Origin of the sequence: Geomonas limicola, assembly GCF_014193675.1 — a bacterium.
GTDB classification, from domain to species: Bacteria; Desulfobacterota; Desulfuromonadia; order Geobacterales; family Geobacteraceae; genus Geomonas; species Geomonas limicola.
In genome coordinates, this window is the sequence record NZ_BLXZ01000006.1 from 74,412 (window position 1) to 90,245 (window position 15,834).

The window sequence follows — 15,834 nt, forward strand, 5'->3', positions numbered from 1 at the left end:
TTATCCCCCGCAGACGTCCCTGAGCACCTGGACCACGTGCTCGGGGTTGAAGGGCTTCAGGATGAATGCCTTGGCGCCGGCCAGGCTGGCCTCCTGGGCCATCGATTCCTGGCCCACCGCGCTGCACATGACCACGCGGGCCGCGGGGTCGAGCGCCATGATCTCCCCGAGCGCCTCGAGGCCGTTCTTGTTGGGCATCACGATGTCCAGGGTAACCAGCTCGGGCGCCTTTTCCCGAAACCTTGCCACCGCCTCGTTGCCGTCGGCGGCTTCGGCGATGACCTGGTACCCCTGCTCTTCCAGCAGATCGCGCAGCATTTTTCTCATGAACAGCGAATCGTCGACAACCATGACCGTCGTGGCCATTTACTCCTCCAGAAACTGCGCGTGATGCGTTTGACTGTATTTCCTGCCGGCGGCGGTGCTCCGTCCGGGTCAGGCCGCGCCGGCAAGCCCTTGCTCCAGGGCCTGGAGCAGCGTCTCCACCTTGACGAGCCGGTAGTTCCCCTGCGCCGTCTCGAGACGTTCGGTGCAGAGTGCGCCGTCACCGGCACTGCGTGCCAGGATGGTGGACGCCGGCACCACGGACTCGACCCCGTCTACCCAGAGTGCCAGGCCGGCCAGCCGCGGGTCGAGCACCAGGAACTTCCCCTGGCTGCGCGCCTGGCGCCCCTTGCCGAGGTAGAGCCCCAGGTCGACCAGCGCGGTGAGCGCCCCGTGAAAGTTGATGAGCCCCACGAAGTGCACGGGAGCCTTGGGGATCGGGTAGCTCTCGGAAGGCTCCATGACCTCGGCCACTTCCTGGAGTTCAAAGGCGTACCCTTCGCCGCGCACCGTGAAGAGGAGCAGGCGTTCCTCCATCACACCTCCTCGTCCGGCGGGGTGATGTCGACGGGGGTAACGGAGGGGGCGGAGTCGTCGAGCCGGAAGCGCTCCACCGAGTGCAGCAGCTCGTCGGCGAGTTTGGCGAGCTCCTGGGTCTGGTAGACCATCTCCTGCATGGCGGCGGACTGCTCTTCGGTGGCGGCGGAGACCTCCTCGGTGGATGCCGCGTTGTCCTCGGCGATCTTGGAGATCTCATCCATCATGGAGACCATCTTCTCGGCACCGGTGGTCTGCATCTGGGAGAGGTCGGCGATGGAGTTGGCGCGGCGCTCGGTCTCCACGACCGTGGCGAGGATCTGCTGGAACGAGTCGGCGGTGGTGTCCAGGTTCTTCTTGCCGGCACCTACGCTTTTCGAACTTTCGGTGATGGTCTCCTGGAGCCGGCGGCTCTCCTGCTTGACCACGTCGATCATCTCCACGATGTCGGTCGCCGATTTTGCGCTGGTGTCCGCGAGCTTGCGCACCTCCTCGGCGACCACCCCGAACCCCTTGCCGGCCTCCCCGGCGCGGGCCGCCTCGATCGAGGCGTTGAGCGCGAGGAGGTTCGTCTGCCGGGCCAGATCGACGATGAAGTCCGCCACCTTCCCCACCTGCTGCAGCTTGGCGTTCAGATCCATGAACTGGATGCTGATCAGCTCGATCGAGTCGAAGAAGCTTTTCATGCGCATGAGCGAGTCGTTGGCGAGCTCGCCGCCGCGCTGGGCGGTGAAGCTGGTCTCGTGGGCGGCCTTGGCGGTCTCCTTGGCGCGGCGGGCCACCAGGTCAACCGAAATCGCCATGTCGTGGATCACCTTGGAGGTCTTCGACACCATCTCGGCCTGGTTCTCGGCACCCAGCGAGATCTGCTCGATCGCCTGTGCCACCTCCTCGGTGGATGCGTTTACCTCGAGGGCCGAGGAGGAGAGGGTGCGGCTACTCTCGGAAACCCGCTCCGAGGTCGCGCGGATCTTGCGCACCAGGGCGCGCAGGCTCTCCAGCATGGCGTTCACCGAGTGGGCCATGTCGTGGGTTTCGTCCGGGAAGCGGGAGCCGGGGATCTCCACGTCGCGGGCCAGGTCTCCCTGGCTGATCCCCTCGGTGGCGCCCCGCAAAAGCTGGATGTTCCGGGTGAAGCGCTTGGAGAAGAAGGAGCCGAGGATCAGGCCGATGGTGAGCGCGACCACGTAGGAGAGCACCTGGGTGAGCTCCGGGGCGTAGTCCAAAAGCTTCACCCAGCCCGGGATGAATGCCACGCAGGCGATGACGGCCAGGAACCCGAGGATGAATTTGTACCCGATCTGGATATACATGGTCGACAGACTCCTTTAACTGAAAATCCCCTCAGGGGAGAGACAAACACAAGCGATAGTGGGTGGCAGATCTTGAGGCGTTGCGGCCCGAGGTCAGCTGACCCGGTAGATCCGCTCCACTGGACAGACGGTGCGGAACCGGCGCCGCGCCGAGGCGAAAAGCGACTCCGATTTGCCGAGCACCAGGACACCGCCCGGTCCCAGCGCGTCGGCGAAACGGTTCAGGATCATCTCCTGGCGGCTGCGCTCGAAGTAGATCAGGACGTTGCGGCACAGGATGACGTCGCAGGGAGCTGCGGCCGGCTCGTCGTTCAGGTCGGCGCGGCTGAAGTCCACCAGCGCGCGGATCTCCGGGCTCAGCCGGTAGCGCTCCCCCTCGCGGCTGAACCAGCGCCGCAGCAGGTCCTGCGGTACTTCGTTCAGGCGGTCCGCATGGTAGAGGGCCTGCCGGGCCTGCTCCAGGGTGGTGGCATCCACGTCGCTCGCCTCGATCTTCACCTCACCCTGCTGCACCAGTTCGGGAAACTGCTCCTTCATGATGAGCGCGAGGCTGTAGGGCTCTTCGCCGCTGGCGCACCCCACGCTTGCCACGCGGATCCCCCGGTCCAGGCAGCGCTCGCGTAACACCTGCGGCAGGATCTCGTAGGCCAGCTTCTCGAAGGTCGAGGGATTCCTGAAAAAATGGGAGACGTGGATGGTAAGCACCCGCAAAAGGTGGTCCAGCTCGGTACTGTTGCGGGTAAGCAGGGCGCCGTAGGCCTCTGCGGAGGGGGACTGGGTGGCACGCACACGGATGCCGATGCGCCGTTTGACGCACTTGTCCTTGTAGCCGTCAAGGCTAAAGCCGCAGCGGTCCTTGAGGATCCTTCCGATGGTGTCGAAGGTTTCCCGGGAGATATCTTCCGGATCGATGGCGCGCGGCATGATCAGCATGCGGTGGGGCCATCTGGGGCGGGCGCCAAATGGCGCGTGCCGGGTGCGGTGGGGGACATCGGGAACCTCTTCATGGGCGCCGGCTGGAGTCAGGAATCCATAGCAAATTGCAGGGGAAAAGTCAATTGCGGCGCTGGTAAGAGGCTCTTCGGCAGGAACGAGGTTAATGTTGAGGACCGCGATTCCCTCTCCCCTTGGGAGAGGGGCGTTGCGGATCAGGTCGCATAACAAAAGCCCCGCCGGAAGAGCGGGGCTTTTGCAGGTCAGACGACGCCGGCTCCCGCTAGGAAGCCAGGTACTGGGCGATCTTTTCGGTGAGGGTGCCGTAGATGCGGCGGCACTCGCTTTCATCACGCTCCAAAAGGGTGACCCGGAAACCCAGCAGGTTCGTGTTGAAGGAGGAGAGCGGCACCACGCAGATGCCGGTGTGGGCCAGCACGTAGTAGACGAAACGCTTGTCGGGCGCCACGCCCGGCTGGTTCACGATCCCCTCCACCAGCTCGCGCACCTCGTTGTTCTCGATGGGGAGCGACTGGCGGCTGTTCAGCACCCCTTCCTTGAAGGGGACCGCCATGTAGAAGGCGCCGTTGGTGCGGTTCACCGCCAGCCCCGGCACCTTCTTCAGCGCGTCATAGGTGATATTGCTCATCCGCTCGTAGCGTTCGATGCGCTCCTTGAGGTAGACCTGGTACTGGGGGTGCTTCATGATGGCCGGCAGGCAGCGCTGGGGGAGCGTCGTGGAGCAGACCTCGTTCATCTTGGAGGAGAGGATCGCGTTGACGAACTTCTTGAAGCGCGGGTCGCGGTCGCCGTTGTAGACCTCGATCCAGCCGCAGCGCGAGCCGGGCCAGGGGAGTTCCTTGGAGATCCCTTTCATGGCGATGGCCGGCACGTCGCCGATCACGTCCGAGATGGGGACGGTCTTCTCGCCGTTGTAGACGATGTTGGAGTAGACCTCGTCGGCGATGATGAAAAGGTCGTAGGCCTTGGCAATGGCGACGATCTGCTTCAGGACCTCGACGGGGTAGACCATGCCGGTCGGGTTGTCCGGGTTGATGATCATGATCCCGGAGATCTGCGGGTTGTACTTTACGTGACACTCCAGGTCTTCCATGTCCGGGTACCAGTTGTCCTCCGGCTTCAGGCGGTAGCAGACGGGAATGGCGTTGGCGTGGGAAGCCTCGCCGATGGAGTGGGTGGTGTAGGTGGGCGAGGGCATCAGGACGCGGCTCTCGGCGCGCAGGTTGCCGTACACCTTGGCGATGGCGTCGCCCAGGCCGTTGAAGAAGATGATGTCGTCGGGGGTGATCTGGGCGCCGCCACGGGCGTTGGTGAGGCTGCAGACGAACTCGCGGGTTTCCAGGACGCCGCGGGTCGGGCAGTAGGCGTAACTGTCGTCTTCCATCGCGGCGTGCGCCACGATCTCCTTCATCCAGGCGGGGATCACCTCGCCTTTCACGATCGGGTCGCCGATGTTCTCCCAGTTGATCTTCACCCCGAAACGCTGGACTTTCTCGGCGACGTTGACGATGTTCCTGATTTCGTAAGTCAGTTCTCCGGCTCCGGGAGCCACAATGTCGTTACGCATCTCTGTTTTCCCCCATGAAACATTGATTTGGTATTTGTGAATTTTAAAAAGCTGTTACAACGTAAAAAGGCCGCGGGGGTCCCCCACGGCCTTTAGTCAAAATTCTAGTTTTGAATCAGCAGTGGCGGCTCCGTTAAGGTTTGGCCGCTGCTGCCGACGAATGGACGCTGCCACTCAATGTAACGCTGTTCGTATTCATGGCTTAATCGAATATCATGTGGTCGGTGGAAAGTCAACGATTTTGTCGGCGAAAAAAATCAGGGGGAAACGGTGAGGCGACCGTCGACGTCGCGCCAGCGCAGCCACCCCGCCGGGCGCTCCAGACGAGCCCAATCCTCGGTGACCTGGACGATACGCACCTGCTGGTCCCGGGTCACGTTCCCCGCGTCGGCGCTCCCGTCACGCGGGGCTCCTTTGAGAGCGTAGAGGTTTTTCTTGAGACCGGGAAGCACCTTCACCTGGCGGCCGGTGAGGTAGTCGTCCCAGCTGCGGTACTCCCAGTTGCGCGCACCCTCGACCCAGCCGGAGCGTCCGGCATCGTCCCAGGCGAGTTTGAGCCAGCCCCCCTTGGTGGCGTACACGGCGAGGACCGGCTGTTCCCGGTCGCCGGAAAGGCGCGGCAGTGCGGCGAGGTCGAGTTCGGCCAGGCGCTGCACCCCGGGCTCCGCGTAGAAGGGGAGGGGACTGGGCTCCGCCCCCGGCGCACCCTGGGCGAGAAGCACGCCGCAACCGCTGTAGGGGCGCAGGGGAGCCGCGGCCCAGGCGGTCGCAGCGATGAGGATCAGGAGTGTAAGAGAAACGAGGTATCGCATCGGTCTAGGCGAACAGCGCGGCGAGGCGCTCCAGGTAGCCGGCGGCCTCGGCGCTCCCCTCTTCGGGGGCGAACTCCCCCTTCTCCCCGGCGGCCAGCGGCAGGTAGGGGCCGGCCTTGGCCTCGAAGAAGATGGTGCCGGGTTCCAGCGAGACCGCGGTGTGGAAGGTGCCGTGGGGGACGTCTGCCGCGAGCTTGTCCCCGCAGGCCTCGAGCAACACGCTCTCGAGGATCGTCCCCGCCTCGTCGAAGGTGACCACGCCGAGACGGCCGCGCAGGCAGACGAAGGTCTCGTCCTTTTCGGGATCGAGGTGGCGGTGCGGCCTGATGAAGGTGCCGGGTTCGATGGCGTTCAACAGGCGGTGGCAGCGGGATGCGTCGCTTTGGTGCAGGTTGTGGTTCTTCCTCAGACGGTGAGCGCTGCGGGCCTGGGCGCTCACCTGGTCCAGGAGGTTTCGATCGACGATCTGCATTACCCCTCCACCAGGGCGTACTCGTTGCCGTCGGGGTCGGCGATTACGGCCATCTTCCCCCAGGGGGTGATTTCCAGGGGCTCGGTGAAACGGGCCCCTTTTTCCTGCAGGCGGGAGCAGAACTCCTCGAGCCCCTTTACGGTGAAGGTGATTCCGGTGTGACGCCCGACCAGCTTCTGGGCGTCTTCGTGCAAAGCCGTGGCGATCCCCAGCGTGGTTCCCTGCCCGGTCAAAAACTCCATCATGAACTCGGTCTCCTGCCCGGCAGGGAGCCCCAGCCATTCCCGGTAAAAGGTGCGCGCTGCGGGAAAATCGCGAACGAAAACCACCACGTTCTTTATTTTTTCTACCATGAGGACCACCTTCGATGATATGTTGTGACAGCGTTTTAATACATAGCAGAGAGGGCCGGCGCTGGCAAGAGTTATTGAGCCGCGCCAGCGCGCCAGGCGCGCCCTCGGCAGGAGGGTATCGTGGGGCAGAGATTCGTTCCGAGAGAGGTCTACGTCGCCTCCTCCTATATGGCACCGGTCGGGCGCTACAACGGCCGGGAGCGTGAGGGGCTCAGCTTTCTGGAGATGGCCGAGAAGGCGGGCGAGGTCTTCTCCGGGAGCCGCCTGAGACGCCAGGACATCGACGCGGTCGTGGTCGGCTGCCAGAACCCGGTCGCCTTCTCCGGCGTGGACAACACCGCCGCCAAGGTGGCGGGGGTGCTTGGCATCTCGGGTGCCAAGTCGGTGCTCATCGACACCGCCTCCTCCTCGGGTGCCTCGGCGCTCGAGTACGCCTACCTGCAGATCGCCTCGGGGCGCTGCGACCACGTGCTCGCGCTGGGTATCCAGAAGATGAGCGACGTCCCCACCCCGCAGGCCACCCGCATCGTCGCCGGGGTGATCGACAAGGACGAGGCGGAGTTCGGCCTCACCATGCCCGCCTGCGGCGCCCTGGTGGCGCGCTCGCTCATGGAGCGGCTGAAGCTTACCGAGGAGGAGTGGACCGCCTTCTCCGCGCTTTTGACCCAGCGCTCGCACCGCTTCGCTGCCAAAAACCCCGACGCACACCTGAACTTCGAGATCCCGCTCGAGGAGTACTACCGGCAGATCGTGGACGGCAAGAACTACCGCTACTGGTGGCCCCTGCGCTACCACGATTTCTGCCCGATGTCCGACGGGGTCGCGGCGGTCCTATTGAGCGCCACTCCCCACGAGGTGATCGTCTCCGGCGTGGGGAGCGCCACCGATATCCCGACCATCGCCGACCGCCCCTATTTCCACTCCTTCCCGGCCACGGTACGCGCCGCCGCCGAGGCCTATGCCATGGCGGGGATCAGGGACATCACCAGGTTCGCCGGGAAGATCCACGTGAACATGCATGACCCCTTCAACGGCTTCGGGCCGGTGAACATGGTCGATCTCGGCTTCGTTCCCCGGCGCCGGCTGGTGGAGGTGCTCTTGAACGACGAGCTCACCGGGTTGAACGGCGCCTTCCCCACCAACGTGACCGGCGGTCTCAAGGGGCGCGGCCATCCACTCGGGGCGACCGGCATGATCCAGATCGTGGAGAACCACCGGCTGATCAGCTCCGGCGCCTTCCAGATGGGGCTTGCCCACTCGATCGGCGGGCCGATCAACAACAACGTGGTGACGCTTCTGGAGCGCACCAGCCACTACCGGAACCGGCCGCACCCGGAGGTGAAGAGCTGGGGGCTGCCGCAGTTGGGGCACCTGAAGCCCAAGCAGGTCTGCCTCGGCGAGCTCATGGGGACCCCGGGTGTGCTGGAGGGACGTTTCGTTACCGCCACCACCCGCTTCAACTTCAAGACCGGGGCGCCCGAGGCGGTGATCATCGTGGTCTCCTGCGCCGCGCCTGGCGGCAGATACTCCTTTTTGTTCGGCATCGGCGGCGAGCACTACGAGGCGATGACCCGCCTGGTACCCGGGGACGGGGTGAGCCTGGAGAAAAACGGCGACGAGATCCTGGTGAACCGGATCCCGGTGCGCCGCTTCTACCAGCGCACCTGGAACGGGATGCTGGAACTCGCCGGCAGCGGCTGGAAAAAACTCACCGGAGGCGGGGTTCCCCAGCCGTAGGAGAGCTCCTGCGCTTTGACGTTGCGCGGGAGCGCGCCTAACGGTATAGTGTGCGCGCCCTTAATTTCACATTAGACGCGACGGAGACCGTAACCACCCGTGTCGTACGCACTTATTAAACGCTTTACCGTGCTAGCGCTCCCCGCCGCGCTGCTTGCCGCAGCGTTCGCCGCCCTGCCGCGAATACCGCTTTTGCCGGCACCGCAGCAGGAACTCACCGCCTACGCCCCCTACCTGGCCTTAATCGGCGGCTTCGGGCTGAGCCTCGCCTTCAACCGCGGTCGGGTCTTCTTCGCTCTCCTCCTGGTGGCCGCGCTGTACCTGGTGCAACGCGGGGCCCTGGTCCACGGCGTTACGGAGCCGGTACCCCGGGTGCTCTTTTTGAGCCTGTCGGTCCTCATCCCGGTGAACCTGGCACTCTTCTGCTTCATGCGTGAACGGGGGATCTTCAGCCACGCCGGGCGCCTGCGCCTCGGGTTCCTGGCAGCGCAGGCACTCGCGGTGTACTGGATGGCCCGTTTCCGCCAGGACTACAGCCCGCTCGCCGAGCTGATCGCGCACCACTATTCCCGGTGGCCCGTCTTCGACCGCTTCCTGCTCCCCCAGTCCTCCCTGTTCTTTTTCCTGGTGGCCGACCTCCTGGTCGCGCTGCGGGTCTTCAAACGGCGGCTCCCGATCGACGTCGCCCTCTTGGGGAGCCTTGTCGCCTTGGGGATCGCCCTGAACCGGGTAGACAGTCCCCTGCCCGCGTCGCTCTTCGTGACGGTGGCGGCCCTCCTTTTGACCATCGGGGTCCTGCAGGACTCGCACAACATGGCGTTCACCGACGAGTTGACCGGGCTTCCCTCGCGCCGCGCCCTGAACGAACAGGTCATGGGGCTCGGGCGCAGCTACGTGGTGGCCATGCTGGACGTGGACCACTTCAAGCGCTTCAACGACACCTACGGGCACGACGTGGGAGATCAGGTGCTCAGGATGGTCGGCTCCAAGCTCACCAAGGTGAAGGGGGGCGGGCGACCGTACCGCTATGGCGGCGAGGAGTTCACCATCATCTTCCCCAAACGCTCGATTAAAGAGGTCACGGACCACCTGGAGGAACTGCGCGAGACGGTGGCCGGTTACCAGCTCTGGCTGAGGGGCGCGGACCGCCCCAAGGAGGCCGAGCAGGGGAAGGTGAAGCGTGCCGGTGGCAGCGGCGGAGCCGGGAAATCGGCCTCGATCACCGTCAGTATCGGTGTGGCGGCGGCCAGTGAAACGCTGCGCACCCCGTCCGAGGTGATCCAGGCCGCCGACAAGGCGCTCTACCGTGCCAAGCAGCGCGGCCGCAACCAGGTGGCGACGTAAAAGCAGGTTGAGGTTAAGGCTGAGACTGGGGTTGCCACCGTCCCCTCTCCCCCCGGGAGAGGGTTAAGGTGAGGGCGGTGCCACTCGGGAAAACCTGGCCGTAATAAATACAAACACCATGACCCGCACCCGTTGGTCGGGTGGTTCCACGCCTAAGGAGAGCTTCATTTCATGTTCAAATTCATCGGTATCATCTTTCTGCTTTTCGTCGTGCTCTTCATTGCCATCATCGTCGAGGAGAGTTTCATGGGCGGGCGTCGTCGCCGCCAACTGGAGAAAAAGGCTCGAGAGGCCGCCCAGAAGTCGGACAACCCTCAGTAACTACAGACAGAACCCCACCACTGGACATTCGTCGCCCCTTCTGCATCGGGAAGGGGCGATGTTCCCGCCTATTCGGATCAAATTCGTCCGTAAGAAAATTCTCTCAAATGCCGGCTAAATGCTTGACACAGTGTCATTAGCTGGAGTAGTTTAAGCCAAGCTAATAGCGTGTGCTGTCATAGCAACATCCGCTTACTGTCATAGAGTTTTTGTTATGCCATATCCCGAAATCGTGCCTCAGTCATCGTGCGGAAAAGAGCGCTATGTCGAAGGTTCCGGTGAGGGTTTTTTGTCGGTAGGTACCGGCTCCCGGTTTGGAGAGCCGAGGTTCAGAGGGTATTGATGTCCAAGCAGGTAAAGGTAACAGCGATCGTCGGCAGCTACCGCAAGGGTGGCATGATCGATCAGACCGTGGATGAGATACTAGAGGCGGCCCGGGAGGAAGGGGCCGAGGTTTTCAAGGTTTACCTCTCCGATATCCGGGTGGAATTCTGTACCAACTGCCGCCTGTGCGCCCAGGAATCCGGGGCAGCCCGCGGTCTTTGCCCGATAGCCGACGAGATGGGAGCGGTCCTCGACCGGCTGGAGGCCTCCGATTCGATCATCCTGGCCTCGCCGACCAACTTCGCCACCGTGACAGCTCTCATGAAGCGCTTCATCGAGCGGCTGGTCTGTTACGCCTACTGGCCCTGGGGCGCCCCCGCGCCCAAGCCGCGCAAAAGGGATCTGACCCGTCGCGCGGTGCTGGTTGCTTCCTCGGCGGCACCGGCCTTCCTGGCACGTCTGGGGAGCACGCTCGTCAAACTGCTCAAGCAGACCGCGGGCCTGTTGGGAGCCCGTACCATCGGAGTGCTCTTCATAGGTCTTGCCGCCCGGGAAGAGCGCCAGTCGCCCAGTGACCGGATCAGGAAAAAGGCCCGGCTCCTCGGAAAAAAGCTCTCGCACAGCGAGGCCTGAAGGCTTCCTGGAATAGCGGCAGCTTGCCCGTCATTTATTCCCGTGCTGCGGGATTTGGTTGATCTCATCCAGCAGGTACTACGATCTCCCATCATTGAGTGAGGTGCTATGTTAATCCAGGGTGCGTTCATGCATGTCAAGGATTCGGTGACAGCGGACCGGTTTCTTGCCCTTCTCGCGGACGCGGCTCCGCAGGGCCACTACTTCGTGGCACAGCCGCCGCCGGGCATCATCATGACGGCCGCCATCGACTGGCGTGTCATCCTCCCGGACAACGCCGCCGCCGCCGAGTTGGCAAACGCGCTCTGGAGCGGGTACGAATCGCTGGTGAAGCCCCTTGGTAAAAGGAGCCGCCAGGATAAACCGGGGATCTTCATCCAGATCAAGAACCTGGCCGGGGATTGCGACCAGTTCACCGTGGGGACGGACGTCGACAAGAAGGACGGCCTGCTGCACCGGGTGAAGGAGAGCGTTGCCGTGCTCTCTTCCCGCAGTAACGATGCGGTCCTCAGAGAAATCGAGCAGACTTCCTCTTCCGACTACTGGCGCAGTTTCTCGGGCCAGTCCTAGCTGTCTGCAGCGCGGCGACCGCTTTGAGGTCGTCGCAGCTGCTTACCTCCCGGTGCCCCACCCGTGTACCCTGCGCGCCGAAGTTGGCGCCGGGTGTCGTGCCGATCCCGTTCCTGACGCCCCCGGCTTACCTGTGTGCTTCCCGGCTCATCCTGATGCCCCCCTTCCGTAGATCCGCACCTCGCATCTTCCGCGCTTGACAGGTGTTCTTAGTAGTATTCAATAATGCAATGGCTCGCATCGTACCCGTCAACATCGTCGTACTTCTCGCCTGCGCGGTGCAGCTTCTGGCTCCGCTCGCGCTGCCTGCCGCAGCGGCCGACCCGCCTCCCTCCTGTTCCAAAACCTTCCAGACCAACGAAAAAGGGCTCTGTAGCGAAGCCCCGGACCGGATCTTCAGCCCGGCTGGCCCCTGGTCGGGGACTGGCGGCTATCTTGACGGGATCGCATTACCTCCCCCTGCGCCGGATTCCGGCGCTGCAGCTGCACAGGGTGGTGCCGCACCCGAAAGCTCCAAATGGCGCTGGAGGCGCGCCGGCCTGTGGGACTCCTTAGGCTCCGGGCTCGGCATCGGGGCTACGCTGTTCTCCGAATCCGTCTACGGCGAGCCGGGTTCCCCACGTTGGAGTGCGCGTAACGGCTTCGACGAGGGGGTACGGGATCTTCTGCGCATCTCCAGTAAGCGCGGGCGGGAGGTCGCGGAATTCTCCGGGGACCTTTTGATGGGGACCCTGATAGGTGCACCAGTAGTAGATGCCCTGGCGACCCTGGGGGTGCGCGACCGCAACTGGGACGCCCTCTGGCAGACCGAGATGGTCAACCTGGAATCCTTTGCCTTCACGAGCCTTGCCTCCAGCGTGCTCATGAACACCATACGCCGTGAGAAACCCTACGCCCGTACCTGCGTCGGTACCCGGTGCGAAGACTACGAACAGCGCAACCGGAGCATGCCCAGCGGGCACGTCGCCTTCGCGTTCACCGGGGCAGGCCTTATCTGCACCCACCACGCCTACCAGCACCTCTACCAGGACCCGGGAAACGAACGTCTGGTCTGCGGCACCTCGCTGGGAGTCGCCGCGGCGACCGGCCTGCTGCGCATCATGGCCGACCGGCACTACACCACCGACGTCCTCGCGGGAGCGGGGCTAGGGCTCATCTCAGGTTTCCTTTTGCCGCGCCTGCTGCACTACGGCTTCGGTCCGCCTGCCGGAACGGCGCAAGAAGGGGAGGGGGGCGCGACACAAGGCTCGCTGACCCTGGTCCCTAAGGCTTTGGAGGGAGGAGCAGCGCTCATCTGCGAAGTGCAGTTTTAACGGAGCCCGTGTCGCGCGGGTGCAAAGGAGCTATCAGCTTCCCCCTTACCCGACCCTCTCCCGCAAGGGGAGAGGGGGCGTTATATTTTCGTTCCCAGGTGGGAGCGTGGGGACGAGGACAACCACCATGTAAGTCTGAGCAAAAAAGAACCCGGAGGCTCGGTTAAAGCTTCCGGGTTCTTCTGTTTCAACGCCGCCACGCTCGTGTGGACGCTGTATGAATCAAAGGGCACAACTCTTGACGCGCCGCCTATTTCTTGTGGCAACTCCCGTCACAGCTGCCGTGGCAATGTCCCTTCTTCTTCCAGAGCGAGTGGTAGAGCAGGTAGCTGGCTCCCGCCAGGATGACCGTTGCGATGATCATATCCGAAATTCCCATGTTACCCTCCAAATCCGAGTAGTTTGCCGCCCTGGTAGACGAGAAGCGCCATGCTCCAGGCGAGCACCATCTGGTAGCCGAAGGCTATGCCGTACCATTTCCAGGTGCCGAACTCTTGCACCATGGCGACCGCGGCCACCACACATGGCATGTACAAGAGCACGAAGGTGATGAAGGCGTAGGCGGCCAGCGGCGTGAACTGCTTCTTGAGCTCTTCCCTGAGCGGTGTGCGCTCGGCCAGTTTCTCGGCGTCCTCGGCCGTCGAGAGACTGGAGACACCGAACGTCGAGGTCACGTTATTCACCGATTCGCCGAGCGCCTTCACGAGTCCCGAACCCGCCGTCTGGAGATCCTGGGCAAAGGTCGGCTTCTCCGCCTTTTTCTCCTCGGCTTTTTTCACGTAGATCTCGCCCATGGTTCCGACCACGATTTCCTTGGCGACCAGGCCTGCGATGAGCGAGGAGCTGGCCTCCCAGGAGCCGAAGCCCAAGGGGGAGAGCGCCGGGGCGACCGCCGCGCCCACCTGCCCCAGGTAGGAGTCGCGCTTGTGCTCGACGCCCCAGGGGAGGTTCAACAGGAACCAGACCATGATGGAGACGGCCAGGACGTAGGTGCCGGCCTTCACCAGGAAGTGCTTCCCTTTCTCCCAGGTGTGGATCATGAGGCTCTTGAGCGAGGGGACCCGGTACGGGGGGAGCTCCATGATGAACATCGGTGCGTCGCCGCGGAAGAGGGTCTTCTTGAAGATGAAGCCCATGACGATGGCGAGCACAATCCCCATCACGTAGAGCGACCAGAGCACGGTCCCGCCGTTTTTCGGGAAGAAGGCGCCGATGAATACCACGTAAACCGGAAGCCTCGCGCCGCAGGACATGAGCGGCACCAACAGGGCGGTGAGCGCCTTGTCGCGCGGGTTCTCCAGGGTCCGGGTGGCGTAGATGGCCGGTACGTTGCAGCCAAAGCCCAAGAGCATCGGGATGAAGGACTTGCCGTGCAGACCGATGGCGTGCATGGCGCGGTCCATCACGAAGGCCGCACGCGCCATGTAGCCACTTCCCTCCAGAAAGGTGATGAAGAACATCATGGCGAAGATCATCGGTACGAAGACCAGCACGTTGCCGGTGCCGGCGATGATGCCGTCGGTGGCGAGCGACACGGTCCACTCCGGGGCGTGGATCAGCCCCAAAAGCGCCTCTGCCCAGTGCTTGAAGGGCCCTGCGATCATCGTGGAGATCCAGTCGGCCAGCGGCTTCGAGACGTCGAAGGTGAGCTTGAACATGATCCACATGGCGGCCAGGAAGATCGGGATCCCGAACACCCGGTGCAGCACGATGCGGTCGATCTTCTCGGTGACTTCGGTCCTCGGGAGTTCGGGCTTTTTCAACACCTCGCGGGTGAGTCCGGTGGCCAGCGAGTAGCGCACCTCGGCGAGCACCGCCTCGAGATCCTCGCCGTGGGCGCGGCGCAGGTGGTACAGCGCTTCGGAAAGCAGCGATTGGTCGGTGAGGTTCGTCGTCTTCTGCACCTCGGCGTCCCCTTCCACCAGTTTCAGCAGCAGCCAACGGGTAGGATAGCGCTCCAAAAGCCCCGGGTGCGAGTTTCGCAGGCTGCCGGCGATGAGTTCCGCCGCCGCCTCGATGTCCTCGCCGTAATTGAGCTGGTGCGGTGCGGCAACCTGTTGCCCTTTTTCGCCGGATACTGCAACCTCGAGCAGCTGGTCCAGGCCGGTCTTTTTCGTGGCGGAGGTCGGGATGACGGGGATCCCCAGCATCTTTTCCATCTGAGCGACATCGATGCGGTAGCCTTTGGCCTGCGCCTCGTCGTAGATGTTGAGCGCCATGACCACCGGGATCCCCAACTCCATGAGCTGCACCGTGAGGTAGAGGTTGCGCTCCAGGTTGGTGGCGTCCACCACGTTCAGGATCAGGTCGGGGCGTTCCTCCACCAGGTAGTCACGAGCGATGATCTCCTCCTGGGTGTACGGGGAGAGCGAGTAGGTACCGGGGAGGTCCACCAGCCTGATCTTGGTCCCCTGGTAGTCGAAGGATGCCTCCTTCTTCTCAACGGTGACGCCGGGCCAGTTTCCCACGTGCAGGCGCGAACCGGCGATGGCGTTGATGAGTGTCGATTTTCCGGCGTTGGGGTTGCCGGCGACGGCGATGGTGACGACCCGCTGTTCCACCGGGCGCAGGTTGCCACGTTTCATGGGGCTCTCCTGCTCCTTCACTACGGTCTGACCGTTCATGCCAACACCTCCACCGCGATGCCTTCCGCCTCGTTCTTGCGCAGCGAGAGGTTGTAGCTCTTGATGAAAACCTCGATGGGGTCCCCCATCGGCGCCACCTTGACCACCTTCACCTCTTCGCCCACCAACACCCCCATGTCCATGAGACGCCGCTTCAAGGGGCCAATCGCCCCGATGGACACGATGCGTCCCTTCTGCCCCGGCTTAAGTCCTGCCAGATTCATCGCCCTGCCTCCTTGATCAAAATCTTCATCGCCATGCTGCGGTCGACGGCTATTCTTGATTCGTCTACCTTCAAGAGCACCGGGCTGCCGTTATTGAGCATCTGCACCGTTTTCCCGATGCGCAGTCCGAGGTCTTCGATGCGGCAATCGCATTTGCTCTTCTCGCAGCAGGAACCTCCGGAAGGGGTGATCTTGATGTCGACGATCTCTCCGTGTTCGCCGGTACTTAAAAGTCCGAGGGGTATCATGGTTACTCCTTTTCTGGGTTGGCGTTGCGTCCTGGCTTGCGTGTGCTTGAACCGGCCGAACCGGAGCTCTCTTGGGCGCGTGCACGGGTAGCAAATACCCGAGCGCCAAAGGGCGGTGCGGAGGAAGCAGAGCGCGGGGGCGCATCTTGGCTGCCTTAATGTCT

General features: G+C 63.4%; 18 protein-coding genes. 6 read left to right on the forward strand and 12 right to left on the reverse strand.

Annotation, left to right across the window (positions count from 1 at the left end; all coding sequences use genetic code 11):
- From H7688_RS15035 to H7688_RS15070, 8 genes are all read right to left on the reverse strand, one after another.
- Positions 1-366, reverse strand: a complete 366-nt coding sequence (locus tag H7688_RS15035; protein WP_183362001.1) for a response regulator — start codon at positions 364-366, stop codon at positions 1-3.
- 69 nt (positions 367-435) lie between these two features.
- Positions 436-861, reverse strand: a complete 426-nt coding sequence (locus H7688_RS15040; protein WP_246329826.1) for a chemotaxis protein CheW — start codon at positions 859-861, stop codon at positions 436-438.
- Positions 861-2,174 carry a methyl-accepting chemotaxis protein gene (locus H7688_RS15045; protein WP_183362003.1) on the reverse strand — a complete coding sequence of 438 codons (1,314 nt, stop codon included), beginning with the start codon at positions 2,172-2,174 and terminating at the stop codon, positions 861-863. The genes H7688_RS15040 and H7688_RS15045 overlap by 1 nt, the downstream gene beginning before the upstream one ends.
- 93 nt (positions 2,175-2,267) lie before the next feature.
- Positions 2,268-3,107 carry a CheR family methyltransferase gene (locus tag H7688_RS15050; protein ID WP_183362004.1) on the reverse strand — a complete coding sequence of 280 codons (840 nt, stop codon included), beginning with the start codon at positions 3,105-3,107 and terminating at the stop codon, positions 2,268-2,270.
- A 283-nt stretch (positions 3,108-3,390) separates the two neighbouring features.
- The gene (locus tag H7688_RS15055; protein WP_183362005.1) at positions 3,391-4,695 is read right to left on the reverse strand and encodes a pyridoxal phosphate-dependent aminotransferase; all 1,305 of its coding nucleotides are present in this window, start codon (positions 4,693-4,695) and stop codon (positions 3,391-3,393) included.
- Between the two features lie 257 nt (positions 4,696-4,952).
- On the reverse strand, positions 4,953-5,507 hold the full coding sequence (locus H7688_RS15060) for an SH3 domain-containing protein (protein ID WP_183362006.1): 555 nt from the start codon (positions 5,505-5,507) through the stop codon (positions 4,953-4,955).
- Between the two features lie 4 nt (positions 5,508-5,511).
- A complete protein-coding gene (locus H7688_RS15065; protein ID WP_183362007.1) occupies positions 5,512-5,979 on the reverse strand; it encodes a WbuC family cupin fold metalloprotein in 468 nt (155 codons plus the stop codon).
- Complete coding sequence (locus H7688_RS15070; protein ID WP_183362008.1) at positions 5,979-6,332, reverse strand: VOC family protein; 354 nt, start codon at positions 6,330-6,332, stop codon at positions 5,979-5,981. Before H7688_RS15070 ends, H7688_RS15065 begins: the two co-directional genes overlap by 1 nt.
- 120 nt (positions 6,333-6,452) lie before the next feature.
- On the opposite strand from H7688_RS15070, the gene H7688_RS15075 reads away from it, so the two are divergent.
- From H7688_RS15075 to H7688_RS15100, 6 genes are all read left to right on the forward strand, one after another.
- The gene (locus tag H7688_RS15075) at positions 6,453-8,069 is read left to right on the forward strand and encodes a thiolase family protein (protein WP_183362009.1); all 1,617 of its coding nucleotides are present in this window, start codon (positions 6,453-6,455) and stop codon (positions 8,067-8,069) included.
- 99 nt (positions 8,070-8,168) lie between these two features.
- Positions 8,169-9,413, forward strand: a complete 1,245-nt coding sequence (locus H7688_RS15080) for a GGDEF domain-containing protein (protein WP_183362010.1) — start codon at positions 8,169-8,171, stop codon at positions 9,411-9,413.
- Between the two features lie 171 nt (positions 9,414-9,584).
- Positions 9,585-9,734 carry a hypothetical protein gene (locus H7688_RS15085; RefSeq protein ID WP_183362011.1) on the forward strand — a complete coding sequence of 50 codons (150 nt, stop codon included), beginning with the start codon at positions 9,585-9,587 and terminating at the stop codon, positions 9,732-9,734.
- Positions 9,735-10,076: 342 nt separating this feature from the next.
- Positions 10,077-10,691, forward strand: a complete 615-nt coding sequence (locus H7688_RS15090) for a flavodoxin family protein (protein ID WP_183362012.1) — start codon at positions 10,077-10,079, stop codon at positions 10,689-10,691.
- Between the two features lie 129 nt (positions 10,692-10,820).
- Positions 10,821-11,261 carry a hypothetical protein gene (locus tag H7688_RS15095; RefSeq protein WP_183362013.1) on the forward strand — a complete coding sequence of 147 codons (441 nt, stop codon included), beginning with the start codon at positions 10,821-10,823 and terminating at the stop codon, positions 11,259-11,261.
- Positions 11,262-11,491: 230 nt separating this feature from the next.
- Entirely contained in the window at positions 11,492-12,574 is a 1,083-nt protein-coding gene (locus tag H7688_RS15100) for a phosphatase PAP2 family protein (RefSeq protein WP_183362014.1), read from the forward strand.
- A gap of 250 nt (positions 12,575-12,824) precedes the next feature.
- On the opposite strand, the gene H7688_RS15105 is transcribed toward H7688_RS15100, so the two are convergent.
- The 4 genes from H7688_RS15105 to H7688_RS15120 are packed head-to-tail and all read right to left on the reverse strand — an operon-like array spanning position 12,825 to position 15,670.
- Complete coding sequence (locus tag H7688_RS15105) at positions 12,825-12,953, reverse strand: FeoB-associated Cys-rich membrane protein (RefSeq protein WP_183354693.1); 129 nt, start codon at positions 12,951-12,953, stop codon at positions 12,825-12,827.
- A gap of 1 nt (position 12,954) precedes the next feature.
- Entirely contained in the window at positions 12,955-15,198 is a 2,244-nt protein-coding gene (feoB, locus tag H7688_RS15110) for a ferrous iron transport protein B (RefSeq protein ID WP_183362015.1), read from the reverse strand.
- A complete protein-coding gene (locus H7688_RS15115) occupies positions 15,195-15,422 on the reverse strand; it encodes a FeoA family protein (protein WP_183362016.1) in 228 nt (75 codons plus the stop codon). The genes feoB and H7688_RS15115 overlap by 4 nt, the downstream gene beginning before the upstream one ends.
- Complete coding sequence (locus tag H7688_RS15120; RefSeq protein WP_183362017.1) at positions 15,419-15,670, reverse strand: FeoA family protein; 252 nt, start codon at positions 15,668-15,670, stop codon at positions 15,419-15,421. Before H7688_RS15120 ends, H7688_RS15115 begins: the two co-directional genes overlap by 4 nt.
- Between the last annotated feature and the right edge of the window lie 164 nt (positions 15,671-15,834).

Coding starts and splice junctions, on each gene's coding strand:
- H7688_RS15035 (WP_183362001.1), bottom strand. CDS start 366: ATGGCCACGACGGTCATGGTTGTCGACGATTCGCTGTTCATGAGAAAA.
- H7688_RS15040 (WP_246329826.1), bottom strand. CDS start 861: ATGGAGGAACGCCTGCTCCTCTTCACGGTGCGCGGCGAAGGGTACGCC.
- H7688_RS15045 (WP_183362003.1), bottom strand. CDS start 2,174: ATGTATATCCAGATCGGGTACAAATTCATCCTCGGGTTCCTGGCCGTC.
- H7688_RS15050 (WP_183362004.1), bottom strand. CDS start 3,107: ATGCTGATCATGCCGCGCGCCATCGATCCGGAAGATATCTCCCGGGAA.
- H7688_RS15055 (WP_183362005.1), bottom strand. CDS start 4,695: ATGCGTAACGACATTGTGGCTCCCGGAGCCGGAGAACTGACTTACGAA.
- H7688_RS15060 (WP_183362006.1), bottom strand. CDS start 5,507: ATGCGATACCTCGTTTCTCTTACACTCCTGATCCTCATCGCTGCGACC.
- H7688_RS15065 (WP_183362007.1), bottom strand. CDS start 5,979: ATGCAGATCGTCGATCGAAACCTCCTGGACCAGGTGAGCGCCCAGGCC.
- H7688_RS15070 (WP_183362008.1), bottom strand. CDS start 6,332: ATGGTAGAAAAAATAAAGAACGTGGTGGTTTTCGTTCGCGATTTTCCC.
- H7688_RS15085 (WP_183362011.1), top strand. CDS start 9,585: ATGTTCAAATTCATCGGTATCATCTTTCTGCTTTTCGTCGTGCTCTTC.
- H7688_RS15090 (WP_183362012.1), top strand. CDS start 10,077: ATGTCCAAGCAGGTAAAGGTAACAGCGATCGTCGGCAGCTACCGCAAG.
- H7688_RS15095 (WP_183362013.1), top strand. CDS start 10,821: ATGCATGTCAAGGATTCGGTGACAGCGGACCGGTTTCTTGCCCTTCTC.
- H7688_RS15100 (WP_183362014.1), top strand. CDS start 11,492: ATGGCTCGCATCGTACCCGTCAACATCGTCGTACTTCTCGCCTGCGCG.
- H7688_RS15105 (WP_183354693.1), bottom strand. CDS start 12,953: ATGGGAATTTCGGATATGATCATCGCAACGGTCATCCTGGCGGGAGCC.
- feoB (WP_183362015.1), bottom strand. CDS start 15,198: ATGAACGGTCAGACCGTAGTGAAGGAGCAGGAGAGCCCCATGAAACGT.
- H7688_RS15115 (WP_183362016.1), bottom strand. CDS start 15,422: ATGAATCTGGCAGGACTTAAGCCGGGGCAGAAGGGACGCATCGTGTCC.
- H7688_RS15120 (WP_183362017.1), bottom strand. CDS start 15,670: ATGATACCCCTCGGACTTTTAAGTACCGGCGAACACGGAGAGATCGTC.